A 23,693-nucleotide genomic window follows, 5' to 3' on the forward strand; every position below is an offset into this window, starting at 1 on the left:
TGACGTCAGACGAAGCGGTTCTGCAACCGGGCCGCACCCGCCGCCAAAGACGCGATATTGTCGCGAATACGCGCCGATACGATATCGGCCACTTCCGGAAACTCCTCCACCAGCCGGTGAAAGAGGATGCGCGTTATCCGAATGACTTCGGAATCCTCAGCCGCGACCGCAGTGAACTTTCTTTCGCAAAGCGTGAAAAGCGCCAGCTCCGAAAGCAGCGCCCCTTTGCCGGGCGTCGCCTGCAGCACGGGCTTGCCATCCCGCCCGGCCGTGAAAAGCTCGAAATGGCCCGATGTCACCGCAAAGGCGCATTCGGCCGGTGAGTGCTCCCGGAACAATGTCTGCCCGGCAGATACACGGCGGCGTTCCGCACCGAAGGCGATGAGCCGCAGCTGGTCATCGCTGAACCCTGCAAACAACGGCACTTGCCCCAGCAGCATGATATCGTCCGTCAAGGCCATGTCGATCGTTACTCCGGAAAACGCCTGCATCACTATAGCGGTTTTCCAATATCAGTCCTCAAAATACAAGGTGTTAGAACGCCGCGCGCCTTTTCGGACGCGCGGCGTGAGCTTCAACGACGACATATGAAAGGCGCAACAAGGTCCCTGCTCAGGGAACGATCTTGTATCCGCCGTTCTCGGTGACCAGAATTTCAGCGTTGGACGGGTCGCGTTCAATCTTCTGGCGCAGACGATAGACATGCGTTTCGAGCGTGTGTGTCGTCACCCCGGAATTGTAACCCCAGACCTCTTCGAGCAGGACGTCGCGTGTCACGACGGTGCTGCCGGCGCGGTAGAGATAACGGATGATCGCCGCTTCCTTTTCCGTCAGCCGGATTTTCTTGCCATCCTCCGTCGTCAACAGCTTCTGGCTGGGTTTGAACTGATAGGGGCCGACAGTGAAAACCGCATCTTCACTCTGCTCGTATTGGCGCAGCTGCGCCCGGATACGCGCCAGAAGCACGGCGAAACGGAAAGGTTTCGTCACATAGTCGTTGGCACCAGCTTCCAACCCAAGGATAGTATCGGAATCAGTGTCGTGCCCAGTCAGCATGATGATCGGCGCCTTGAAGCCGCCCTTGCGCAACAGCTTCACCGCCTCACGGCCGTCCATGTCCGGAAGGCCGACATCCATGATCAAAAGATCGACCTGAGCGGTCTTGGCGGTCTGCATCGCCTGTGCGGCGTTTGCGCCGCTCAAAAGCGAGAATTCCTCATAGGGAGACAATTGCTCGGTCAGCGTCTCCCGAAGATCGTCGTCATCGTCCACCAGAAGGATAGTGCGAGCCGTCATTCGGATTCTCAGCCTTTCTTACTTTAGCGCACCAGCCCAAAAATCAGGTTCGATTTTCGAGAAGCACGATGCGTAGTTTAAAAGAGTTAGAGCGTCCCTGGGGCGTCCGAAAAGACGCCTGGCGCTCCAATTATCAGCCAATTCAGCGGTTTGCCGATAAAAGGTCAACCCATTGCCTTGATATAACGAAGTGCTATGACTTCACGTTAAATGACCTGCAAAGCAAAATCTCGTGAAAAACATGAGCATACAGCCCGCAAGACAACGTAAACGCGCATCGACGCTCATGGTTCGGCCAGCCCCTTCGAAAATCAGCCGCGCCATCGTCCAGCTCGGACACCTCACTTTTCCAGCCGCGATCGGTCGTAATGGCCGCACCGCACTGAAACGTGAGGGAGACGGAAAATCCCCCATTTCCACCACGCGCCTCCTGCACGGGTTCTATCGCGGCGACCGCCTTCCCGGCATCGCCACGGCGTTGCCGATGCAGCGAACACGGAAGTCCATGTTATGGTGCGACGAGCCACGCAACGCCAATTATAACAGGCTGGTCAAGGCGCCCTTCGCCCTGAGCCATGAAGAAATGATGCGCAAGGACGGCCTCTACGACGTCTGCCTGGTGCTTGACTGGAACATCACCGCGAGAAGCCGCAACCGCGGCTCGGCTATCTTCATGCATCTGATCCGACCGGGATATGAGCCGACCGCAGGCTGCGTCGCCCTGCACCCCCGAGACATGCGCCGCATTCTACCGTATCTGCGCAAGGACACAAAGATCCGCATCCTGTGACGTTGAGCCTGCAAGCAGCCAACAAAAAACCCGCCATTAAGGCGGGTTTTTTTAGAAGGAAAAAGCCTGATATTAAGCGGCTTCGTCCTGAGAATCGTCCTCTTCAACGGTCTTGCCACGCTTGGGGCCCTTGGCAAGGTTGACTTCCACCAGGCGAACAGCCTCGGTTTCCGACATCTTGTTGACGGCGGCGATTTCGCGCGCCATGCGATCGAGCGCAGCCTCATAAAGCTGACGCTCGGAATAGGACTGCTCCGGCTGGTTTTCCGCACGGTAGAGATCGCGCACAACTTCCGCAATTGCGATGAGATCGCCGGAATTGATCTTCGCATCATATTCCTGCGCGCGGCGCGACCACATGGTACGCTTCACACGCGCCTTGCCCTGCACCACTTTCAGCGCCCGCTCGACAAAATCGCCTTCGGAAAGCTTGCGCATGCCGATGCTGACGGCTTTTGCGACGGGAACTTTAAGACGCATCTTGTCTTTTTCGAAATCGATGACAAAAAGCTCAAGCTTCATGCCGGCAACTTCTTGTTCCTCGATTGCAGAAATGGTACCGACACCATGAGCGGGATACACAATCGCTTCACCGGTCTTGAAACCGTGATGTGCTGGAGATTTCTTCTGCTGGGTCGTCATTCGTTCTAAAAACTCCCTGTTACATACCCGGGGATGCCGGGGTTGGGTCGGTCAGGCCCTGATGAGACGGGGGAACCGTCAGGTGACTCCGCACTGGTCCAGCCGTGCACGCAAAAACACACCTTCCCGTCTTGCGGGGTTCGATAACGTAAACGCTCGATATGTCACGGAAACCGCGTGCAAAAGAGGTGTTGCTTTCGTGGTGTTTTTGGGCACACAAATGCCACGCTGTGGATCAGTGTCGTTGGTGTACCACAAAAATAGGCGCAAATCAATAATTTGCTTCGACCGTGGCCGCAACATCACATGGCGGCCAAAGAACCGCCTAAAAATTAGCCGCAGAAATACTGTCAAAATGCTTCGTGACAGGCCTCATGGCAAAAGGAGCAAAAAAATTTCGTTTCCAAACTGCAGAAACACGAAAGCCTCTTAAACTCTTCGTAATTCCACGCCAATATCCGATTCGACTGAAAAGGCAAAATCCGCAAATTGGCGATGCTTTTTTATATTAAAGTGTGATTTTTGGAGGAATCCACGTCAAATGGGCTATAGAAACAATCCAAAACGCGAAAAACAGATCGAAAAAGCGCGCCAGCAGGCAATTGCCGAAAATGTCCAATTTCTTGATCCAGGTATTCTTTATGGAAGGGCAAGTGCGGACGATATAGAATATTATTCCGCAGAGATGCTGGCGGCGAGCGCGGCCCACAGTTTCCAGGCACTTTCGCACTGGACGGGAGAGGTTCCGTACATCGGCATCTCCCAGGTGGAGGGCGTTTCACCGCGGGAGGTTCCGGTAACGGTTCTGACCATTATCGGCCGCAATATGCCTTTCCTTTACGATTCCGTCATGGGCGAGGTCACCAGCAGCTATCGCGGCCTTTATCTCGCCGTGCACCCGATACTGGTGCGCGACGAAAGCGCGCAGGCAGGCTATCGTCTTGCGGAACCGGAGGATGATCCCGCTGAAAATATCAGCCTCATCCAGCTGCATATCGCGCCGCTCACGCAGCAGGCCGCCGCAGCGCTGGAAGAGAAGCTGCGCTTCGTACTGACGCAGGTCCAGTCAGCCTATCGCGACTGGCGGCCCATGCTGGCGAAACTCGACGAGGCGCTGGACGAATTGTCCAAGCGCGGCTCATCGCGGCGCAAGACGGAGCGAACGGAAGCGGTCGAATTCCTCAACTGGCTTCGCAATGACAATTTCACCTTCCTCGGCATGCGTGACTACACCTATTCCGGCAAGGGAAAGAACGCGAAGATCGAACGCGGCGACGGCGTTGGCCTCGGCAGTCTCAGCGATCCGGATGTGCGCGTGCTGCGTCTCGGCAAGAACGCCGTGACGACGACCCCGGAAATCCTTGCCTTCCTCGACGGCCCGGATTTCCTCATCGTCACCAAGGCCAATGTGAAATCCATCGTGCACCGCCGCGCCTATATGGATTATATCGGCATCAAACGCTTCGACGAGGACGGCAATGTCATCGGCGAATTGCGCATCGTCGGCCTCTTCACCGCCACCGCCTACACGCGCTCGGTCAAACAGATACCCTTGCTGCGCGCCAAGGTCGCGGAAGTCGAACGGCATTTCGGCTTCGATCCGAACAGCCACTCCGGCCGCATCCTGCAGAACACGCTGGAAGCCTACCCGCGCGACGATCTCTTCCAGATCGAAACGGATCTTCTGATCCGCTTCGTCGAGCAGATCATGGAACTGAGCGACCGGCCACGCGTGCGCGTGCTTGCGCGTATCGACCGTTTCGACCGCTTCGTTTCGGCCATCATCTTCGTTCCGCGTGAGGAATATAATTCCTATGTACGTGAGAAGATCGGCGATTATCTGAGCAGGGTCTATGACGGGCATATTTCCGCCTATTATCCCGCCTTCCCCGAAGGCGCCGTCGCCCGCGTGCACTTCATCGTCGGCCGCACGGAAGGTAAAACCCCACGCATTGCCCAGGACAAGCTCGAAGATGCCGTTAGCGATATTGCAGCGCGCTGGATAGACCACTTCATTGCGCTGTCGGAGCCCGGTGCGCCGGTGCTGGAGGTGGATCAGGCGTATCAGGAGGCCTTCACGCCGGAAGAGGCGATCGGCGACATGCCCGATATTCTGGGTGCCGCGAAGGGTGAGCCGGTCCGCATCGAATTTTACCAGCAGGAAGGCCAGTCGGCCGACACGCTGTCCTTGAAAATCTTCCACCGCGACGGTCACCTGCCGCTTTCGCGCCGCGTACCGCTGCTCGAAAATCTCGGCTTCAACGTCATCAGTGAGCGCACCTTCGACATCGGTGTGGTTTCAGATGGCGAGAAGCGCGATATCGTTCTGCACGATATGGAACTCTCTGTCGCAGCCGGCACGACGCTCGATCTGCCGCATTACGGACCGAAGCTCGAAGAAGCCTTCCTTGCCGCCTTCTCCGGCAAGGTCGATAACGACAACTTCAACCGCCTGATCCTCACCAGCGGTTTGACAGTGCGCGAAGTTTCCGTCCTGCGCGCCTATGCCCGTTATCTGCGCCAGACCGGCATCGTTTATTCACAGGAGCATATTTCCGAAACGCTCTATAAATATCCTGACATTTCGCGGAATATTTTCGCGCTGTTCAAGGCCGGCTTCGATCCGTCTGTTGAGGAAAAGAAGCGGGTGAAGAAACTCGCCGAGATACACAAGGCAATCGAAGCGGCATTGAGCGGCGTTCCCAATCTCGATGAGGACCGCACCCTCCGACGTTACGTCAACGCCATCGACGCGACGCTGCGCACCAACTACTTCCAGAAAAACGCCGATGGCACGCCGCGTGACATTCTGGCGTTCAAGTTCGATCCCAAACATCTTGATGGCCTGCCCGACCCGCGCCCCTTCCGCGAAATCTTCGTTTATGGAACCGAGGTCGAAGGTGTGCATCTGCGCTTCGGCAAGGTCGCACGTGGTGGTCTGCGCTGGTCGGATCGCGGCCAGGATTACCGCACGGAAGTGCTCGGTCTCGTCAAGGCGCAGCAGGTCAAGAATGCGGTGATCGTTCCTGTTGGCGCCAAGGGCGGCTTCTTCCCGAAGAGCCTGCCCGCCGGCGGCTCCCGCGATGAGGTCTTTAATGCCGGCCGCGAGGCCTACAAGACCTATATCCGCACCCTGCTGTCCATCACCGACAATATCGTTGATGATGCCATTGTGCCACCGGCCGATACGCTGCGGCTCGATGGCGACGACCCCTATTTCGTTGTCGCCGCCGACAAGGGAACAGCAACCTTCTCCGATACGGCGAACGGTCTTGCCCACGACGCCGGCTTCTGGCTGGACGATGCCTTCGCATCGGGTGGCTCGGCCGGTTACGACCACAAGAAGATGGGCATCACCGCGCGTGGCGCCTGGGAAACCGTAAAACGCCATTTCCGTGAAATGGGCACCGACATACAGACCACGCCCTTCACCGTGGCAGGCGTGGGCGACATGTCCGGCGACGTTTTCGGCAACGGCATGCTGCTGTCGGAAAAGATCAGGCTGATTGCGGCCTTCGATCACCGCGACATCTTCATCGACCCGGATCCGGATACCGACAAGTCCTTTGCCGAGCGCAAGCGGCTTTTCGAACTGCCGCGCTCCAGCTGGCAGGATTATGATCGTTCGGCCCTCTCCGGCGGCGCGATGATCATTTCGCGCTCCGAAAAATCGGTGACGCTGACGCCGGAAGCCGTGGCTGCCATCGGCATCGACAAATCGGTCGCCACGCCTTTCGAGATCATGACCGCCATCCTGAAGGCGCCAACCGATCTTCTCTGGTTCGGCGGCATCGGCACCTACATCAAGGCGGCGGTGGAAACCAATGCCGAGGTGGGCGACAGGGCGAATGACCCCATCCGCGTCAATGCAACAGAGCTGCGCGCGAAAGTCATCGGCGAAGGCGCCAATCTGGGCATCACCCAGAAGGGCCGCATCGCCTATTCGCTCGCGGGCGGGCGTTGCAATTCCGACGCCATCGACAATTCAGCGGGCGTGAATTCCTCCGACGTCGAGGTCAACATCAAGATCGCACTGGCCTCCGCCGTTAATAGTGGTCGCCTGACGATGCCGAAGCGCAACCAGCTTCTCGCCTCCATGACGCCGGAAGTGGCGCAGCTCGTGCTGCGCAACAACTACCTGCAATCCCTGGCGATCTCGTTGACGGAGCGGCTGGGGCTCGCCAACCGGGAAGAGCTCGGCCGCCTGATGAGCGCATTGGAGGCAACCGGACAGCTGAACCGCAAGGTGGAAACCCTGCCGAACAATGCCGAACTCAGCGAAAGATATGCCTCCGGCAAACCGCTGACCCGGCCGGAAATCGGCGTGCTTCTCTCCTATGCCAAGCTGACCCTGTTCGACGCATTGGTGGCAAGCCCGCTTCCGGACGAGCCCTATCTCCAGCATCTGCTGGTCGATTATTTCCCCGCCAAGATGCAGAAGAACTACGCCGACGATATCAAGGCGCATCGTCTGCACCGCGAAATCGTCGCGACCGCACTCGCCAATGCCGTGGTTAATCGCGGTGGCCCGGGCTTCGTACAGAAACTTGCCGATGCGAGCGGTCTTCTGGCCGCTGATGTCGTCAAGGCGGCGGTGATCGTCGAGGATGGTTTCGGTCTCAAACATCTTTGGGGAGAGGTCGACGCGCTGGACGGCAAGGTGGGTGGTGAAGTCCAGAACGGGCTTTATGACACCATCACCCGCATCTTCTCGGATGCGAGCCGGCTCTACCTGCAAACCGGGAGCGCGGGCGCGGCGACGGGCGACATGGCGACCGAGATCGAGCGTCTGAAAACCGCGATCAAGACGCTGTCGCCAGCGGCGGCGAAATATCGCCGAGAGCTTGGCGTCACGGAAATCGACGGCGTTCCCTCAGTTCTTCTGGAGGAACTGGATACGCTTTCGCTGCTGGTCTATGTGCCTGAAATCATGCGCATCGCCGAAAGTGCCGGCACGACGCTCGCCCGCGCCGCCGAAAGCTACGCCACCGTCTCCTCGACTTTCCGTGTCGCGCGTCTGCTGGATGCCAGCCAGCGCATCACACCGGCGGATCATTACGAGAGTCTGGCTCTCCTGCGCAGCCAGGACCAGATTTCCTCGTCGAGACGACGGATCGTCATCTCCGCGCTGACGGAATATGCCAAGGAAAAGGACCCGGTTCAGGCTTGGTATGCGGCAGACCGCGTGCGGGTCAACCGCATCGTCTCTGAACTCGGCGCACTCAGCGACAGCGGCGATACCAACCTTGCCCGTCTGACGGTCGCGGCGGGGCTGCTTGGCGATATCGTTCAGGCACGCTGAGCGGCAACCTTAAAAAGCGCCATCCGGGTCACCGGCCCGGATGGCGCAGGCAAGACGGATGCACCGGCATCGCGCCTTTTATTTCCCGATTTTCCGATAGGACGATGAATGACTGTCCCTTCCCCCAATGCGGAAACAGTGGTTGCCAAACGCGGCATCTGGGGCTGGGTGATGTTCGACTGGGCGGCACAGCCGTTTTTCACTGTTGTCACAACCTTCGTTTTCGGGCCTTATTTCGTCGCCCGGCTCACCGATGATCCGATTTCGGCGCAGGCGACATGGAGCAACATGGCGACGGTGTCGTCGATCATCATCGCTCTCTTCTCACCCATTCTCGGTTCCATCGCCGACCAGTCGGGCGCACGCAAACCCTGGATAGCCTTTTTCGCCGTCATCAAGATTACCAGCCTCTTTTTCCTCTGGTTTGCTGCTCCGGGTTCGCCGCTCATCCTGCCCATCGTCTGCATGATCCTCGCCTCCATCGCGGCGGAATTTTCCATCGTTTTTAACGATTCCATGATGCCGCGGCTGACCAATCCGCAAAATGTCGGGCGCATTTCCAATCTCGCCTGGGGGCTCGGTTATCTCGGCGGCATGGTGGTATTGATTGCCGTGGTGACACTCCTGGCCGCCAACCCACAGACCGGGGTGACCATTGCCGGTATCAAGCCGCTTTTCGGCCTCGATCCTGCAACCGGCGAAGATGCCAGAATAACCGGCCCGCTCGCCGCGCTCTGGTATCTCATCTTCATTCTGCCGATGTTTCTTCTCACTCCTGATGCTGAAAAGGGGCTGCCCTTCGCAGCCGCGATCCGCTCGGGATTAGGGGAACTGAAGATCACGCTCCGTGAGCTTCGCTACCGCCCCACGCTGTTACGGTTTCTGATCGCACGCATGCTCTATCAGGATGGCGTCAATGGTGTTCTCATTCTGGGCGGGGCTTTCGCTGCCGGCATGTTCGGCTGGGCGACGATGGAAATCGGCCTTTTTGGCATTCTGCTCAATGTCGTCGCCATCGCGGGCTGCTTTGCCGCCGGGCGCGTCGACCAGAGACTGGGGTCACGCGTCACCATCCTCATCAGCCTGGTGCTTTTGCTGCTGGCCACGCTGGGCATCGTCTCCACGGAAAAGGGCTCTACCCTGTTCGGCTGGATACAATTATCAACCGCTGACAATGGCGGCATCTTCGCCACCGGTGCGGAAAAGGCCTATCTCCTTTATGGCGTTTTAATCGGCCTTGCCTTTGGCCCGGTCCAGGCCTCGTCGCGCTCTTATCTCGCCCGCAACATCACTGTCGCAGAAGCGGGCCGCTATTTCGGCATCTATGCGCTTTCCGGGCGCGCCACGAGTTTCATGGCGACGCTGTCATTTTCCATAGCCACCTATATAAGCGGCTCCGCCCATATCGGCATGGCCACGCTCATCGTATTTCTGGGGGCAGGCTTCCTGCTGCTGTTGCGCGTTCCGGAAAGAGCGGCGGGCTGAAAGTCCGAAGCAGCAGCCGATGCGGTAGTCAAATCCAGCATCGGCCAGAATGAGGTAGAATCAGAGCTGGTCGAGTTTTTGCTGCAATGCGCGCAACTGCGCCTTCAGCTCATCGATTTCAGATGCATTCGGTTTGCGGGTTTCTTTCGGCGCCTGCGGCATCGCAAAAGGCGTGAAGCCCTGCATCGCCTGGCGGAAGAGTTCGGTGTTACGGCGGATCTGCTCTTCCATCATCTGCAGAGGCGCCTGGAAATTGCGGGCAAGCGAACCGTCGCCGAAGGCCTTGGCCATATGCTCCTGCATCTGGCTTTGCTGGTCGGAGAAGGTCTTCATCGAATGTTCGAGAAATGTCGGCACTACCATCTGCATCTGGTCGCCGTAATAGGAGATCAGCTGCCGCAGAAACGCCGTCGGCAGCAACGTATTGCCGGTTTTGGCCTCCTGCTCGACGATAATCTGCGTCAGGACTGCGTGGGTAATATCCTCTGATGATTTGGCGTCCTGAACCTTGAAGTCTTCGCCGCGCTTGACCATCTGCGCCAGATCATCAAGCGTCACATAGGTGCTCGTGCCAGTATTATAGAGCCGCCTGTTGGCGTATTTTTTAATGATTGTTTCGCCGTCGTGTTTCGCCATGCCCGCCTCCTCGCGATGATGGTATTTTCTTGTTTTTTGGTGTTATTGCTCTTCCCACCGCAAAGTGTATGCGCAAAACAAGCCCTCTGACAAATGTTTTGTGCATCGCAACAGTTTGTTTTTTGCGCAGCAATTTTCCGCAAGATTCCAGCGTGATTTAGCAACATCTTTTAAAGCAACTTTCGCCATTTGACTTGTATTGAAAGCTTTGCCAGTCTCCGCCCGCAAGTGAGGAGAAAACTAATGACCCTGCCTTCAATCGTAATTGCCAGCGCCGCGCGCACCGCAGTCGGCTCTTTCAATGGCCACTTTGCCAATACGCCAGCCCATGAACTGGGGGCGACCGTCATCAGCGCCGTGCTGGAACGCGCCGGCGTCGCGGCTGGCGAAATCGATGAAGTCATTCTCGGTCAGGTCCTGACGGCGGGCGAAGGGCAGAACCCGGCGCGGCAGGCGGCGATGAAGGCCGGAATTCCCCAGGAAGCAACCGCCTTCGGTCTCAATCAGCTCTGTGGTTCCGGCCTGCGCGCCGTGGCCCTTGGCATGCAGCAGATCGTTACCGGCGATGCGGCCATCGTTATTGCCGGCGGCCAGGAATCCATGTCCATGGCGCCCCACTGCGCCCATTTGCGCGGCGGCGTGAAGATGGGCGATTTCAAGATGATCGACACCATGCTGAAAGACGGCCTGACTGACGCCTTTTACGGCTATCACATGGGCATCACTGCTGAAAACATCGCACGCCAATGGCAGCTTTCCCGCGATGAACAGGACCAATTTGCGGTCGCATCGCAAAATAAGGCCGAAGCCGCGCAGAATGCCGGTCGTTTCACTGACGAGATCGTTGCTTTCACGGTCAAAGGCCGCAAGGCCGATATCGTCATCGATGCGGATGAACATATCCGCGCCGGCGCTTCACTGGAAACGATGGCCAAGCTGCGCCCCGCCTTTGACAAGGAAGGCACCGTGACGGCGGGCAACGCCTCCGGTCTGAATGATGGTGCCGCCGCCACGCTTTTGATGTCGGAACAGGAGGCGGGAAAGCGCGGTATCAAGCCGCTGGCCCGTATCGCCTCCTGGGCGACGGCAGGTGTCGATCCGCAGATCATGGGCACCGGCCCCATCCCCGCCTCCCGCAAGGCGCTGGCCAAGGCTGGCTGGTCGATCAGCGATATTGGCCTTGTGGAAGCCAACGAAGCCTTTGCGGCCCAGTCCTGCGCGGTGGTGCGCGAACTTGGTCTTGATCCTGATATCGTCAACGTCAATGGCGGGGCGATTGCCATCGGCCATCCGATCGGCGCCTCCGGTGCACGCGTCCTTAACACCCTGATTTTCGAAATGCGCCGCCGCAACGTGTCGAAGGGCCTCGCAACGCTCTGCATCGGCGGCGGCATGGGTGTCGCCATGTGCATCGAAGCACTCTGAAACCACCGCCTGACTTTTCAAAAAGCAATTCCGGTTCGGCGTGCAATAGGTTAGAAGCGGCCTCCCATTGGCCGCATTTCTGTGGCCGGTGAGCGCGACGAAAAACTTCTGCAAGATATGGAAGCATCCTCGCATATGCAGGCGCTTCAATGACAGGTCATGGAGGCCGATATGAGCCGGGTTGCTTTGATTTCCGGCGGGACGAGCGGCATAGGTGCCGCAATCGCCCGCGCCCTGCAGGCGGCCGGCTACCGCGTGGCCGTCAACTACGCTTTCACAACGGACAGGGCGGAAGCATTCCAGAAAGAAACCGGCATCCCTGCACTCCAGTGGGACGTGCGCGACTATGACGCCTGCGTCAGTGGTATTGCGAAGGTGGAGGAAACTCTCGGGCCCGTCGAAGTCCTCGTCAACAATGCCGGCATCACCCGCGATGCGATGTTCCACAAGATGACACCGCAGCAATGGCGCGAGGTGATCGACACCAACCTCACCGGCGTGTTCAACATGACGCACCCCGTCTGGCCGGGCATGCGCGACCGCGGCTTCGGTCGCATCGTCAATATTTCCTCCATCAATGGCCAGAAGGGACAGGCAGGGCAGGCCAACTACTCCGCCTCGAAGGCAGGCGATATCGGCTTCACCAAGGCGCTCGCCCAGGAGGGCGCCAGCCGCAACATCACTGTCAACGCCATCTGCCCCGGCTATATCGGCACGGAGATGGTAAGAGCGATCCCGGAAAAGGTTCTGGCCGAACGGATCGTGCCGCAAATTCCCGTAGGACGGTTGGGTGAACCAGAAGAAATCGCGCGCTGCGTTCTGTTTCTGGTTTCCGACGAGGCCGGCTTCATCACCGGCTCGACCATGACGGCCAATGGCGGACAATATTTCGCCTGAGGCCATCCATCGCCGCCCTGCCGGCCGCCTGAACTCAGTAAACTTTCCGTGATCTCGGCTTCGATAAATTTGCGGCGCACAAAAACTTGAAGATGAAAGACAGGAAAGACAGGCCGCCTAAACCAATGAAAATACGATAGTTTTTGTATAGTTTAGAATGAGTCTAGAAAACCCTTGGCGACTCATTAATAGGTTTTTCTTGACATTGGCTGTCCTGTTTTGGTTTAAGAATGAAAACAACGTGTTGCGTCATACAGGCAGTCCATCATGCTGGTTTGCAGCTGCAATTACATCACTGATCACGATATCCGGGACGTCATTAACGAGCTCCTCGACGAGGACTGTTGGCAGCTCATCGTTCCTGCAAAAGTGTATCACGCCATGGAAAAACGCGGCCGCTGCTGCGGCTGTTTCCCGACCGTTGTCGACCTGATCATCAAAACGACTGAAGAATATCATGCCCGTCGCCACTCGACTGAGGCCGATGTTTTTGATTTTATGTCCCGCCTGAAGCAATTCCATGAAGAGAACAGGAGAGCGGACATTGAAAGGCGACAAAAAAGTCATCGAGCGGCTTAACGAGGCCCTTTTTCTCGAACTCGGTGCGGTAAACCAGTACTGGCTTCACTATCGTTTGCTGGAAGACTGGGGCTACACGAAGCTCGCCAAAAAGGAACGTGCTGAATCCATCGAGGAAATGCAGCACGCCGACAAGCTGGTCGCACGCATCATCTTCCTTGAAGGCCATCCCAACCTTCAGACGGTTTCGCCCCTGCGCATCGGCCAGAACGTAAAGGAAGTTCTGGAAGCTGACCTTGCCGGCGAATATGACGCCCGCACCTCCTACAAGAAATCGCGCGATATCTGTTATGAGGCCGGAGACTATGTCTCCATGAAGCTTTTTGAAGAACTGCTGATCGACGAGGAAGGCCATATCGACTTTCTCGAAACCCAGCTCGAACTGCTCGGCAAGATCGGCGAAGAGAAATACGGCCAGCTCAATGCCGATTCCGCCAACGAAGCGGAATAAGCACTGGCGACAGGACAGAAAAGGCGGCCCAGGCCGCCTTTTTTATTTGCCGGAAAGGTGCTGGAACTCCGCCACAACCTTTTCGTATACCGCCCGCTTGAAAGGCACGATGAGCTCCGGCAGGATTTCCATCGGCTTCCAGTCCCATGCGTCGAATTCGGCCGTGTGCCCGGTTGGCGGCGGATCGATCTGGATTTCGCTTTCATCGCCCTCGAAGCGGAACGCAAACCAGCGCTGCGCCTGCCCGCGATATTTGCCCCTGAGGCCGATACCGATCAGTTCGGGCGGCAGATCATAGTGAATCCAGTCGCTCGCTTCCGCAAGCAGGCTCACCGTTTTCATGCCCGTCTCTTCGTAGAGTTCGCGAATGGCGGCCGTCAAAGGCCGTTCGCCGTCATCGATGCCGCCCTGCGGCATCTGCCACAATTGCGGTGAACCGTCATATTCGGAATTGCCTTCCTTGATACGCCGACCGGCCCAGACGAGGCCTCGAGCGTTCAGAACCATTATTCCCGCACAGGGACGGTAAGGCAAATCTTCTGCTTTGATTGTCATGGGAAACCCGCACTGTCTCAACGCCGGAAATGGTCGCAGGCAAGGTTTACTGCCCCGCCTGCCCGGAAACAAGCGCGGAAACACCGACGATCTCAATACCGCGCCCGCCGGCCTCACGCGACCATTTCGATATCGCCGCAACGCTTTCATCGAAGGCCGACGCAACGCCGATCGCCTGGCCGTTACGGCGCGCAATCCGCTCCAGCTCGTCCAGCTTGCGCAGAATGGAAGCTTCGGTGACGTCACCGTCGAGCAGAACATCGGCAAAGCCCTGCGGCGCGGAAATAGCCTTCGCGATCCCCCCGCTCAACGACTGCGCCGAGGAGCCATCATCCAGAAACAGCAGGCCACGCTTGCCGATGTCGCGCATGACAGGCTCCAAGGCCGCCTGCTCGGCAAGAAAGCGCCCGCCGAGATAATTCATGATGCCGGTGTAATTGGTGATTTTTGTCATGGAGCGATGCAGCCGGTCGATATTGACCTTGGCAGGGTCACCCGCCAGCAGCGTGTCCGGACCGGGATTAGTACCCGGATAACCGAAGGGCTCCAGCGGTATCTGTAGAAGAATTTCATGTCCTTGCCGGCGCGCTTCCTGCATCCAGCGTTGCAGGCTGTTGCCGCTGGCGGCAAAACCAAGCGTGACCTCCGGCGGCAGGTCTCGGATCGCTTTTTGCGACCCCGTCTGGCTGAGACCCAGCCCGCCGACCACGATCGCCACCCGTGTGCCCCGTGCGCCCGACCAGGGCCGTGCATATTGCTCCATCGGCCGCAAACCGTCCGCGCCAACGACCGGCAATCTGCCGAATGCGGTTTCTTCCAGCAGCTCCTCATTGGGCCGCGTCGCCATGCGCGGATCCTGACCATAGGTCTGGCCGCTCATCAGCACCGGCCCGTCACCCTCGCGCGGGCGGGGGGAGTACACCGATACGACATTGCCATCAGGCATTGTCTCGCGATTGATATTGGCGCCGGAGCGCCCGCTTTGCGGCTGCAGAACGGCAGCATCACCGGGAGCCGTTACCTCGGCCAGTGCGGTTTCAGGTGTCTTGTCGGCAAGCTGAGGCTGTGCATCCGGCCCGCTCGCCGTCTTCTGCAAGTTGCCGGGCGAAAGCGCCGTATAGACGGAGAGGCCGCCAATCGAAAAAACCGCAAGCACCGACAGAGCCATAATGACGGAAAAGCGCCGGTTAATACCGGCGCTTTTTTTCTGACGACCTAGAAGCGGTTTTCGCAGGTCCGAAGGCAATGAACGATCCGTCCAAACGGTTGGGCAATAGAGACAATGCGCCGGCTGACCGGCGCACTATCTTACTGCTTGTTGACCACAGCCTTGTCCGGGTTCGGCGGGAAAGACGGATCCGTCTTGGCGCCGCGCAACAGGTCCAGCGCGTAGTTGAGCTGGATGTCGTCCTTTGCTTCCGGCGGCACGTAGGCGGAGGAACCAGAACCTTCGTCCGTTTCGCTCTGGCCCTTGATATGGCCGGTCAGGCTGGATTCGCCTTCGGTCGTGACGCGACCCTGCAATTCCGGCGGCAAAGGCTGTTCAACCTTGATGTCAGGCGTAATGCCCGTGCCCTGGATCGATTTGCCCGACGGCGTGTAATAAAGCGCCGTGGTCAGACGCAACGCACCGGCCTCGCCGAGCGGAATGATCGTCTGGACCGAGCCCTTGCCGAAGGAGCGCGTGCCGACGACGGTCGCACGACGCAGATCCTGCAGGGCACCGGCAACGATTTCCGAAGCCGAAGCCGAACCGCCGTTGACGAGCACGATGACCGGCTTGCCATCGGTCAGATCACCGGCCGTCGCGTTGAAGCGGCGGGTCTCGTCGGGATTGCGGCCACGGGTCGAAACGACCTCACCGCGCTCGAGGAAGGCGTCGGAAACATTGATCGCCTGATCAAGCAGACCACCCGGGTTGAGGCGCAGATCGAGCACATAGCCCTTCAGCTTGTCGGCAGGCACATCAGCCTTGATCTTCTTGATCGCCTTTTCGAGATCATCATAGGTCTTCTCGGTAAAGGAGATGACGCGCAGATAACCGACATTGTCACCCTCGACGCGGGACTTGACGGCCCGCACGGCAATGACATCGCGCATGACGGTGAATTCAAGCGGCTTGTCAGCGCCCTGGCGGATGATCGTCAGCTTGATCGGCGTCTTGACCGCGCCGCGCATCTTTTCAACCGCCTGTTCCAGCTTCAGGCCGCGAACCGGCGTACCGTCAATTTCTGAAATGAAGTCGCCTGCGAGAATGCCTGCGCGGGAAGCCGGCGTGTCGTCGATCGGCGTGATGACCTTGACCAGCTCGTTCTCCATGGTCACTTCGATGCCGAGACCGCCGAATTCACCCTTGGTCTGGGTGCGCATATCGTTGGCATCCTTGGCATTCATGAAGCTCGAATGCGGATCGAGCGAGCTGAGCATGCCGTTAATGGCATTTTCCACCAGCTTCTCGTCATCCGGCGGCGTCACATATTGTGCGCGCACGCGCTCGAACACGTCACCAAAGATCGACAGTTCCTTATAGGTCGAAGGCCCGGCCGCCTGTGCCGGCATGCTCGCCGAATAAATCACACTCATCGCCGTGGCGCCCATAAGCCCACCGATAAGGAGAAGCGAAACCTTACGAATCATTGTGCGCCCTTCCGGTATTTTTTGCGGTCCACCACGGTTGGGAATCAACCGGTACACCATCTTTCCTGAACTCAATGTAGAGCGTTGGCCTGTCGGTTTCCAGCGCCAATGCTGCTGCACTCGCTACTCTTTTTGCACCCATGGAGGCGATGGGCTCTCCGGAGAACACGAACATGCCCTGCCGCGTCCTCACATTGTCCATGCCCGTCATCACCACATGATATCCGTTACCCGTATTGAGGATGATCATCCGGCCGTAACTGCGAAAATCTCCAGCAAACACCACGAAGCCGTCTGCAGGCGCCGTCACGATGGCTTCCGGTCCGCTCGCGACAACAATTCCCTTGGAAAAGTGGCCCGTTCCGTCCGCATCGCCGAAGCGCCGCAGCACCTCGCCGGCCACCGGCAACTCCAGCTTTCCCTTCAAACTCGCGAAGGGATATGCGGGCGCAATGCGGTTTTTATCGGGCATTCCCGCCTCGGCCGCGGCGCGTTCCTTCTCGCGTTCCGCCTCCGAAAGACGAGCAAGACGCTGCTCTTCCGCCCGCGCCTTTTCCATCGCTTCCCGCACCGAGGTAATCTCGCCTTCGAGCGAACTGACCAGCCCCTCAAGGCTCGTCGCCTTGCTCGCAAGCTCTTCAGATCGCTTGCGTTCCGCCTCCAGTTCGGCCGCCGTCTGGGAATTCTTGCGGTCATTTTCGGCAATCAGGAGGTCGAGGCGTTTTTCCTCTTCCAGACTTGCCGTCATCATACCCGTAAGATCACCCTTTTCGCGAGCGATTGCCTGTCTGACGTCGGTCAATTCTTTGAGAGCGGCGACGAGCTTGTCGGTTTCACCGCGAATGCCGGGCACGACGGCGCCGAGAAGAATGGCACTGCGCACGGAAGCCAGTGCATCTTCAGGTGAAACGAGGAGAGCCGGTGGCGGGTTTCTGCCCATGCGCTGCAATGCGGCCAGAACCTCCGCCAGCACGCCGCGTCTTTCCCGCAATGATGCCTTGACGCCATCCTCACGGACCGAAAGCTTGGCCAGGCGATCCTCGCCGTCGCTGATCTTGGCTTCCAGCGCCTTGCGTCGGGCAGCCGATGCGATCAGTTCCTCGCGAATGCGCGCGCTGTCCTGATTGAGGGAGGCGATGCTTTCTTCGAGCGTCCTTGTCTTGTCTTCCGAAAGGCCGATGCTGTCGACCAGCTCCTCCAGATCCTGCCGGTTCTGGTCGCGGCGCTTCTCCAGCGTCTGCAGCGCATCCGGCGAGGAAGCATCGCTTGCCGCCGGGGCAGCGCCCGCATCGTCACGCGAATGGGTCGGACCGCCCCCCATGACGAAAGCAGCAATAACCGCGCCCGCAAGGGCAGCGTGCCGTTTTCGTTGAGGCGTGGTGTCCATTTGAGCTTTCTTTGATGCCGAAGCAGGAGCGCCGATATTAGGGATTTTGCCGCGATCTTCCAAGAGGCCTGAGAAAGGCCGCCGCCAAAGTCGTCCGCAGTCAGCGGTGTCGCGGAGCTTCATGTTGAAATTGAGACAATTCCCCGAAAGGAAACCCGTTCAGGCGCGGTGATAGGGATGGCCGGAGAGGATCGTGACAGCCCGATAGAGCTGCTCGGCAATCAGGATACGAACGATCTGATGCGGCCATGTCAGCTTGCCGAGATTGAGAACGGCCGCCGCCCTGTCGTAAAGCGCGGGGTCAAGCCCATCTGCCCCGCCAATGGCGATCACAAGGTCACGTTTGCCGCTATCACGCAGATCGCCAAAAAATGAAGCAAAGGCGGGACTATCAAGTGCCTTTCCGCGCTCGTCCAACAGGACGAGGACAGCGCCATCGGCCAGATGTTTCTCCAGCATCGCGGCTTCTTCGCGTTTGCGGGTCTCGGCATTGGAAGCACGGCTTTCACCCACCTCGATCACCCGCGAAAACTCCAGCCCGATCGCCGGGCCGGTCTTTGCCAGACGCTCGATATAACGGGCCGCAAGATCCTTTTCAGGGCCGGATTTCAGCCGTCCCACCGCAAAAATTGAAATCCGCATCGCAAACCTGCATTCGTCGTGACCCAACAGGGTCCCGCTCTTAACAGCATAGCCTGCGGATTCCTATGCGGCCGGTCTGATTTCCGGCCAGAGGCACCGTTTCCGAAGTCAGATTGATCTTCGGCAGAAACGATGCACTCGCTCAAAGGCTCACCGCATCAATGCAGCGTCTCTTCCGGCATATCCGGCGTCGCCCACATTTTTTCAATGTTGTAGAAGGCGCGGATTTCCGGGCGGAACACATGAACGATGATGTCGCCGGTATCGATCAGCACCCAGTCTCCGGTCTCGAGACCTTCGACGCGGGCGTTTCCGAACCCTTCATCCTTCATGTCTTTCAGAAGATGCTCGCAAATCGCCGAGACATGCCTGTTCGATCGCCCGGAGACCACAACCATGTAGTCCGCAAGCGCCGATTTTCCGGCAATGTTGAGAGAGACGATATCTTCAGCCTTGGAGTCCTCGAGGCTCGCGAGGACGGTTTCGAGGGCATGGCCGGCGGCATCGGCGCCACTGTCCTGACCCTTCGGGATAGCAACAAATGCTTTTCCCTTGGCGTGTACTGTTGTCAGAGGTTTTCCTTTCCAAGAATGACAAAACAGGCACTGCGCGACGCGATTCTCTGCGTCACACAATGAAGGTGGCATCAAAGCATTAACTTTTCAAGATATGGGCACTTCAACATCAGCCGCATACATCATTTGTGATCGGAGCTGTCATTTACGGCCGTTGCGCAGCGCCGTGGAACTGAGCGTAGAACGCGGTCCGTGAATGAAAACCCAGGCGGGAGCGCGTTTTTTCCACAGAACCCCGGCATCGTCCTCATCTATCCGCGCCTGGCTGAAGGCCTGCGCCATGGTGGAGGAGAGGTAGGACAGGGTCGAACCCGGTCGATCGATCACCGCGATTGGAAAAGTCTCGGCTATGGTGCGCCATTTCTGCCAATGGTGAAAACTCTTCAGATTGTCGGCACCCATGACCCAGATGAAGCGGACGTGCGGATTTTTTGCCTTCACCTTCGCGAGTGTATTGGCCGTATAGCTCATCCCCAGCGTTTTCTCGAAAGCCGTCACCTTGATGCGTGGATCGTGGACCAGCTTTTCGCAGGCCGCGATGCGATCTTCGAGGGACGCCAACTCCGAACGGCTTTTCAGCGGGTTGCCCGGCGTGACGATCCACCAGAGCTGATCGAGACCCAGCCTGCGCAGCGCAATCTCGGCCACAAGCGCGTGGCCTGCATGGGGGGGATTGAAGGAGCCGCCGAAAAGCCCGACGACCATGCCGCGTTCCACATGCGGCATGGTGAGATAACGTCTGTCGAGGCGCTTATCAGCGGGCAAATATCAGGTCCGTGTCTGGCCGGTGCCATGCACCCGGTATTTGAACGAGGTGAGCTGCTCGACGCCAACGGGACCCCGCGCATGCATCTTGCCGGTGGCGATGCCGATTTCCGCACCCATGCCGAATTCGCCGCCATCGGCAAATTGCGTCGAGGCATTGTGCAGCAGAATGGCCGAATCGAGTTCGTTGAAGAACCGCTCAACCACGTCAGAGTCCTCGGCGATCACCGCCTCGGTATGGTTGGACGAATAGGTGCCGATATGCTCTATCGCACCGGAAATGCCCTCCACCACAGCAACCGAAATGATTGCGTCGAGATATTCGGTGCGCCAGTCCTCTTCCGTTGCCGGCACCAGACCCGCCACCACATCACGAACAGCTTGCGAACCGCGCACTTCGCAGCCAGCTTCGATCAAGGCTTTGACGAGCGGCTCGAGATGCGTGGAAACGGCAGCGGCATCCACCAGCAATGTCTCAGCCGCGCCGCAAATGCCGGTGCGTCTCATCTTGGCGTTAACGACGATACGTTTTGCCATGTCGAGATCGGCGGATTTGTCGACATAGATGTGGCAGATGCCTTCCAGATGCGCAAAGACCGGCACGCGGGCTTCCGACTGCACCCTAGCCACGAGGCTCTTGCCGCCGCGCGGCACGATGACATCAACAGTGCCGTTCAGGCCGCTGAGAAGCGCGCCGACGGCCGCACGGTCGGTCACCGGCACCAGCTGAATGGCATGCTCGGGAAGACCGGCAATCTTCAGCCCCTCCACGAGGCAGGCATGAATAGCACGCGATGAATGTTGCGAATCCGAGCCGCCGCGCAGGATGACGGCATTGCCCGCCTTGAGGCACAAAGCACCGGCGTCCGCCGTCACATTCGGGCGGCTTTCGTAGATCACGCCGATGACGCCAAGCGGCGTACGCACGCGCTCGATCTTAAGCCCGTTGGGGCGATCCCAGGCGGCAATGACTTCGGCGACCGGATCGGACAGCGCCGCAACCGAGCGAATACCTTCAGCAATGCCGGCGATGCGGGCATCGTTGAGCGTGAGCCTGTCAACGAAAGAAGCAGCAAGACCGGCGCTCTCGGCTGCGGTCAGATCCTTCCTGTTGGCGGCAAGGATCGCCTCCTTCGACGCCTCGATGGCGGAGGCCATGGCGAGCAGCGCACGGTTCTTCTGGTCCGTGCCGGCGATGGACAACGGTCGTGAAGCAGCTTTCGCCTGAGCGCCGATGGTGATCATCAGCGCATCGATGTCATGGCTCTGCTTCACGGCCTGTTCAGGCATGGACCTCATCCTTCTTTGCATGTTTAACTTTGACGGCGGCGCCGGTCATCACGAGATCGTCGCGATGGATCATGGCCGCGCGCCCGACATAACCGAGGATCGCCTCGATCTCGTTGGACTTGTGACCGATGATAAGGCGCGCCTCTTCCGCATCGTAGCCCGCAAGACCACGAGCGACTTCCCGGCCTTCCGCACCGATAATGGCGATTGCATCCCCACGGCCGAAATTGCCCTTCACCAGTCGCACACCCGCGGGAAGCAGGCTTTTTCCGGCATAGAGCGCCTTTTCCGCGCCGGCATCCACATGGATTTCGCCCGCCGGCTGCAATTGCCCGGCAATCCAGGTCTTGCGTGCCGTCACCGGCGTGCCTGATGGTGCAAACCACGAGGAGCGCGCGCCGTTTTCGATGGCCTTCAGCGGATTGAGCGTTTTGCCTGACGCAATGATCATGCCGCAGCCGGCAGCGGTTGCAATCTTGCCCGCATCGATCTTGGTGCGCATGCCACCGCGCGACAACTCGGAGGCCGCACCACCTGCCATGGCTTCTATCTCGGGGGTGATATCAGCGATCGTCTCAAGGAATTTCGCGTCCGGATCGAGATGCGGCGGAGCCGTATAAAGTCCGTCAATATCCGAAAGCAGCACCAGAAGATCGGCACCCGTCATGGTCGCCACACGCGCTGCCAGACGGTCATTGTCGCCATAACGGATTTCGGTGGTCGCAACCGTATCGTTTTCATTGATGATCGGGATAGCGCCGATCTTCAGCAACTGGTTGATGGTGGCGCGCGCATTGAGATAACGGCGACGCTCCTCGGTATCGGAGAGCGTCAGCAGAATCTGGCCTGCAACGATTTCATGCCGCGACAGGCTTTCCGACCACGCCCGCGCCAGCGCGATCTGACCAACCGCCGCCGCCGCCTGGCTTTCCTCCAGCTTCAATGCACCAGAAGGCAGGCCAAGCACGGTACGCCCAAGCGCGATGGCGCCCGAAGACACGACCTGGACATCCGCGCCGTTTTTCTTCAGCGCAGCGATATCTTCGCAGATGGCATCCAGCCAGTCTTTCTTCAGACCGGTCTTTCGGTCCACCAGAAGCGCCGACCCGATCTTGATCACGATCCGATGGTGGCTCGCCAGCGGCTTGCGCGTCAGGCTCATAGGCGGTCGTCCTCTTCTTCGGCCTCGCTATCCTCATGCGGCATGGACCTGTCGGGCAGGGCAGTCTCCCCGCCCTCGCTTGCCGAAACGATGATGTCGCGAAGGGCGCGCAGCGCTTCCGTCATGCCGATATGCGCGGCGGCAGACAGAAGAAGCGGCGGACGGCCGCAGGCCTTTTCCAGTTCCTTCGCCTTCTTTTTCAGTTCTTTTTCATCGAGCACGTCGATCTGTGACAGCGCCACGATTTCCGGCTTGTCGGTCAGCCCGCCACCATAGGCGTCCAGCTCGGCCTTGACAGTCTTATAGGCCTTGCCGACCTTTTCTTCCTGTGCGGAAACCAGATGCAGAAGCACGCGGGTGCGCTCCACATGGCCGAGGAAGCGGTCACCAATGCCCACGCCCTCATGAGCGCCTTCGATGAGGCCGGGAATATCGGCCAGCACGAATTCGCGGCCGTCGATGGTCGCCACGCCGAGGTTCGGATGGAGGGTGGTAAAGGGATAATTGGCGATCTTCGGCCGCGCGCGGGTCACGGTCGCGAGGAATGTGGATTTACCCGCATTCGGCAATCCAACAAGACCGGCATCGGCGATCAGCTTCAGGCGAAGCCAGACCGTCTTTTCTTCGCCTGCAAGACCCGGATTGGCATGGGTGGGCGCCTGATTGGTCGAAGACTTGAAATAGGCATTGCCGAAACCGCCATTACCGCCGGCGGCGAGACGAAAGCGCTGGCCTTCCTTGGTGAGGTCGATGATCAGCGTCTCATTGTCTTCCTCAAATATCTGGGTACCAACAGGCACCTTCAGCACCACATCCGCGCCCTTGGCGCCGTTGCGGGTCTTGCCCATGCCGTGCTGCCCGATCGAGGCCTTGAAATGCTGCTGAAAACGGAAGTCGATCAGCGTGTTGAGACCGTTGACGACCTCAATCCAGACATCGCCGCCGCGTCCGCCATCACCACCGTCAGGACCACCAAATTCGATGAATTTTTCGCGCCGGAAAGACACCGCGCCTGCGCCGCCATCACCGGACTTGATATAGACTTTTGCTTCATCGAGAAATTTCATCGGACTGCCGTTCTATCGGTTTGCGGGCACAGCCGCCAATCGCGTTGCGCCAAACAAAAATATCGTCGTTTCGAATACAAGCGCTTCTTCACAAGGTCAAAGACTATCGT

At 58.7% G+C, this 23,693-nt stretch carries 21 protein-coding genes; 7 read left to right on the forward strand and 14 right to left on the reverse strand.

The features are described 5' to 3' along the window. Positions 1 to 5: 5 nt before the first annotated feature. Complete coding sequence (locus V6S97_RS22870) at positions 6 to 461, reverse strand: cyclic nucleotide-binding domain-containing protein (RefSeq protein WP_031233965.1); 456 nt, start codon at positions 459 to 461, stop codon at positions 6 to 8. A 151-nt stretch (positions 462 to 612) separates the two neighbouring features. Next, positions 613 to 1,296 carry a response regulator transcription factor gene (locus V6S97_RS22875; RefSeq protein ID WP_003505216.1) on the reverse strand — a complete coding sequence of 228 codons (684 nt, stop codon included), beginning with the start codon at positions 1,294 to 1,296 and terminating at the stop codon, positions 613 to 615. A 286-nt stretch (positions 1,297 to 1,582) separates the two neighbouring features. Here V6S97_RS22875 and V6S97_RS22880 point away from each other — a divergent pair, with 286 nt between their 5' ends. After that, positions 1,583 to 2,086, forward strand: a complete 504-nt coding sequence (locus V6S97_RS22880) for a L,D-transpeptidase family protein (RefSeq protein WP_031233964.1) — start codon at positions 1,583 to 1,585, stop codon at positions 2,084 to 2,086. Between the two features lie 72 nt (positions 2,087 to 2,158). On the opposite strand, the gene V6S97_RS22885 is transcribed toward V6S97_RS22880, so the two are convergent. Then, a complete protein-coding gene (locus tag V6S97_RS22885; RefSeq protein ID WP_003505223.1) occupies positions 2,159 to 2,728 on the reverse strand; it encodes a CarD family transcriptional regulator in 570 nt (189 codons plus the stop codon). Positions 2,729 to 3,269: 541 nt separating this feature from the next. Here V6S97_RS22885 and V6S97_RS22890 point away from each other — a divergent pair. Together V6S97_RS22890 and V6S97_RS22895 are read left to right on the forward strand one after the other, a co-directional pair. Further along, on the forward strand, positions 3,270 to 8,030 hold the full coding sequence (locus V6S97_RS22890; RefSeq protein WP_334427782.1) for an NAD-glutamate dehydrogenase: 4,761 nt from the start codon (positions 3,270 to 3,272) through the stop codon (positions 8,028 to 8,030). Positions 8,031 to 8,138: 108 nt separating this feature from the next. Further along, the gene (locus V6S97_RS22895; protein WP_334427783.1) at positions 8,139 to 9,515 is read left to right on the forward strand and encodes an MFS transporter; all 1,377 of its coding nucleotides are present in this window, start codon (positions 8,139 to 8,141) and stop codon (positions 9,513 to 9,515) included. 60 nt (positions 9,516 to 9,575) lie between these two features. On the opposite strand, the gene phaR is transcribed toward V6S97_RS22895, so the two are convergent. Next, positions 9,576 to 10,151 (reverse strand): polyhydroxyalkanoate synthesis repressor PhaR, encoded by a 576-nt coding sequence (gene phaR / locus V6S97_RS22900; RefSeq protein ID WP_003520279.1) that lies wholly within the window; start codon positions 10,149 to 10,151, stop codon positions 9,576 to 9,578. A 243-nt stretch (positions 10,152 to 10,394) separates the two neighbouring features. On the opposite strand from phaR, the gene V6S97_RS22905 reads away from it, so the two are divergent. From V6S97_RS22905 to bfr, 4 genes are all read left to right on the forward strand, one after another. Then, positions 10,395 to 11,576, forward strand: a complete 1,182-nt coding sequence (locus V6S97_RS22905; RefSeq protein ID WP_003505229.1) for an acetyl-CoA C-acetyltransferase — start codon at positions 10,395 to 10,397, stop codon at positions 11,574 to 11,576. 171 nt (positions 11,577 to 11,747) lie between these two features. Further along, a complete protein-coding gene (gene phbB / locus V6S97_RS22910; protein ID WP_035212852.1) occupies positions 11,748 to 12,473 on the forward strand; it encodes an acetoacetyl-CoA reductase in 726 nt (241 codons plus the stop codon). A gap of 267 nt (positions 12,474 to 12,740) precedes the next feature. Continuing rightward, positions 12,741 to 13,052, forward strand: a complete 312-nt coding sequence (locus V6S97_RS22915; RefSeq protein ID WP_003505234.1) for a (2Fe-2S)-binding protein — start codon at positions 12,741 to 12,743, stop codon at positions 13,050 to 13,052. Beyond that, on the forward strand, positions 13,018 to 13,503 hold the full coding sequence (gene bfr, locus V6S97_RS22920) for a bacterioferritin (protein WP_003505236.1): 486 nt from the start codon (positions 13,018 to 13,020) through the stop codon (positions 13,501 to 13,503). Before V6S97_RS22915 ends, bfr begins: the two co-directional genes overlap by 35 nt. Before the next feature lie 42 nt (positions 13,504 to 13,545). Here bfr and V6S97_RS22925 read toward each other — a convergent pair whose 3' ends face one another. The 10 genes from V6S97_RS22925 to obgE all read right to left on the reverse strand — a co-directional run bounded on the left by V6S97_RS22925 (position 13,546) and on the right by obgE (position 23,583). Then, complete coding sequence (locus tag V6S97_RS22925) at positions 13,546 to 14,058, reverse strand: RNA pyrophosphohydrolase (protein WP_080570260.1); 513 nt, start codon at positions 14,056 to 14,058, stop codon at positions 13,546 to 13,548. Positions 14,059 to 14,104: 46 nt separating this feature from the next. Beyond that, positions 14,105 to 15,304 carry a divergent polysaccharide deacetylase family protein gene (locus V6S97_RS22930; protein ID WP_334427784.1) on the reverse strand — a complete coding sequence of 400 codons (1,200 nt, stop codon included), beginning with the start codon at positions 15,302 to 15,304 and terminating at the stop codon, positions 14,105 to 14,107. 62 nt (positions 15,305 to 15,366) lie between these two features. Beyond that, the gene (locus tag V6S97_RS22935) at positions 15,367 to 16,695 is read right to left on the reverse strand and encodes a S41 family peptidase (RefSeq protein WP_003505242.1); all 1,329 of its coding nucleotides are present in this window, start codon (positions 16,693 to 16,695) and stop codon (positions 15,367 to 15,369) included. After that, positions 16,685 to 18,082 (reverse strand): murein hydrolase activator EnvC family protein, encoded by a 1,398-nt coding sequence (locus V6S97_RS22940; RefSeq protein WP_175281112.1) that lies wholly within the window; start codon positions 18,080 to 18,082, stop codon positions 16,685 to 16,687. The genes V6S97_RS22935 and V6S97_RS22940 overlap by 11 nt, the downstream gene beginning before the upstream one ends. 159 nt (positions 18,083 to 18,241) lie before the next feature. Continuing rightward, positions 18,242 to 18,724, reverse strand: a complete 483-nt coding sequence (rlmH, locus tag V6S97_RS22945) for a 23S rRNA (pseudouridine(1915)-N(3))-methyltransferase RlmH (protein ID WP_003505246.1) — start codon at positions 18,722 to 18,724, stop codon at positions 18,242 to 18,244. Between the two features lie 158 nt (positions 18,725 to 18,882). Further along, positions 18,883 to 19,371, reverse strand: a complete 489-nt coding sequence (gene rsfS / locus V6S97_RS22950; RefSeq protein WP_003505248.1) for a ribosome silencing factor — start codon at positions 19,369 to 19,371, stop codon at positions 18,883 to 18,885. A gap of 69 nt (positions 19,372 to 19,440) precedes the next feature. Next, positions 19,441 to 20,025, reverse strand: a complete 585-nt coding sequence (locus V6S97_RS22955) for a nicotinate-nucleotide adenylyltransferase (RefSeq protein WP_050816429.1) — start codon at positions 20,023 to 20,025, stop codon at positions 19,441 to 19,443. Positions 20,026 to 20,067: 42 nt separating this feature from the next. Then, on the reverse strand, positions 20,068 to 21,354 hold the full coding sequence (locus tag V6S97_RS22960) for a glutamate-5-semialdehyde dehydrogenase (protein ID WP_035212838.1): 1,287 nt from the start codon (positions 21,352 to 21,354) through the stop codon (positions 20,068 to 20,070). Beyond that, positions 21,347 to 22,516: a glutamate 5-kinase gene (proB, locus tag V6S97_RS22965; protein ID WP_020010754.1), complete on the reverse strand. Its 1,170-nt coding sequence runs from the start codon at positions 22,514 to 22,516 to the stop codon at positions 21,347 to 21,349. Before proB ends, V6S97_RS22960 begins: the two co-directional genes overlap by 8 nt. Further along, positions 22,513 to 23,583 carry a GTPase ObgE gene (gene obgE / locus V6S97_RS22970; protein WP_065695302.1) on the reverse strand — a complete coding sequence of 357 codons (1,071 nt, stop codon included), beginning with the start codon at positions 23,581 to 23,583 and terminating at the stop codon, positions 22,513 to 22,515. The genes proB and obgE overlap by 4 nt, the downstream gene beginning before the upstream one ends. Between the last annotated feature and the right edge of the window lie 110 nt (positions 23,584 to 23,693).

It is taken from the genome of Agrobacterium sp. CCNWLW155, from assembly GCF_036888815.1.
Lineage (GTDB): Bacteria > Pseudomonadota > Alphaproteobacteria > Rhizobiales > Rhizobiaceae > Agrobacterium > Agrobacterium radiobacter.

What these genes read in the sequence shown, in the direction of transcription:
- V6S97_RS22870 (WP_031233965.1), bottom strand. Translation starts at nt 461, where the DNA reads ATGGCCTTGACGGACGATATCATGCTGCTGGGGCAAGTGCCGTTGTTT.
- V6S97_RS22875 (WP_003505216.1), bottom strand. Translation starts at nt 1,296, where the DNA reads ATGACGGCTCGCACTATCCTTCTGGTGGACGATGACGACGATCTTCGG.
- V6S97_RS22880 (WP_031233964.1), top strand. Translation starts at nt 1,583, where the DNA reads ATGGTTCGGCCAGCCCCTTCGAAAATCAGCCGCGCCATCGTCCAGCTC.
- V6S97_RS22885 (WP_003505223.1), bottom strand. Translation starts at nt 2,728, where the DNA reads ATGACGACCCAGCAGAAGAAATCTCCAGCACATCACGGTTTCAAGACC.
- V6S97_RS22890 (WP_334427782.1), top strand. Translation starts at nt 3,270, where the DNA reads ATGGGCTATAGAAACAATCCAAAACGCGAAAAACAGATCGAAAAAGCG.
- V6S97_RS22895 (WP_334427783.1), top strand. Translation starts at nt 8,139, where the DNA reads ATGACTGTCCCTTCCCCCAATGCGGAAACAGTGGTTGCCAAACGCGGC.
- phaR (WP_003520279.1), bottom strand. Translation starts at nt 10,151, where the DNA reads ATGGCGAAACACGACGGCGAAACAATCATTAAAAAATACGCCAACAGG.
- V6S97_RS22905 (WP_003505229.1), top strand. Translation starts at nt 10,395, where the DNA reads ATGACCCTGCCTTCAATCGTAATTGCCAGCGCCGCGCGCACCGCAGTC.
- phbB (WP_035212852.1), top strand. Translation starts at nt 11,748, where the DNA reads ATGAGCCGGGTTGCTTTGATTTCCGGCGGGACGAGCGGCATAGGTGCC.
- V6S97_RS22915 (WP_003505234.1), top strand. Translation starts at nt 12,741, where the DNA reads ATGCTGGTTTGCAGCTGCAATTACATCACTGATCACGATATCCGGGAC.
- V6S97_RS22925 (WP_080570260.1), bottom strand. Translation starts at nt 14,058, where the DNA reads ATGACAATCAAAGCAGAAGATTTGCCTTACCGTCCCTGTGCGGGAATA.
- V6S97_RS22935 (WP_003505242.1), bottom strand. Translation starts at nt 16,695, where the DNA reads ATGATTCGTAAGGTTTCGCTTCTCCTTATCGGTGGGCTTATGGGCGCC.
- V6S97_RS22940 (WP_175281112.1), bottom strand. Translation starts at nt 18,082, where the DNA reads ATGGACACCACGCCTCAACGAAAACGGCACGCTGCCCTTGCGGGCGCG.
- rlmH (WP_003505246.1), bottom strand. Translation starts at nt 18,724, where the DNA reads ATGCGGATTTCAATTTTTGCGGTGGGACGGCTGAAATCCGGCCCTGAA.
- rsfS (WP_003505248.1), bottom strand. Translation starts at nt 19,371, where the DNA reads ATGCCACCTTCATTGTGTGACGCAGAGAATCGCGTCGCGCAGTGCCTG.
- V6S97_RS22955 (WP_050816429.1), bottom strand. Translation starts at nt 20,025, where the DNA reads ATGCCGCATGTGGAACGCGGCATGGTCGTCGGGCTTTTCGGCGGCTCC.
- V6S97_RS22960 (WP_035212838.1), bottom strand. Translation starts at nt 21,354, where the DNA reads ATGCCTGAACAGGCCGTGAAGCAGAGCCATGACATCGATGCGCTGATG.
- proB (WP_020010754.1), bottom strand. Translation starts at nt 22,516, where the DNA reads ATGAGCCTGACGCGCAAGCCGCTGGCGAGCCACCATCGGATCGTGATC.
- obgE (WP_065695302.1), bottom strand. Translation starts at nt 23,583, where the DNA reads ATGAAATTTCTCGATGAAGCAAAAGTCTATATCAAGTCCGGTGATGGC.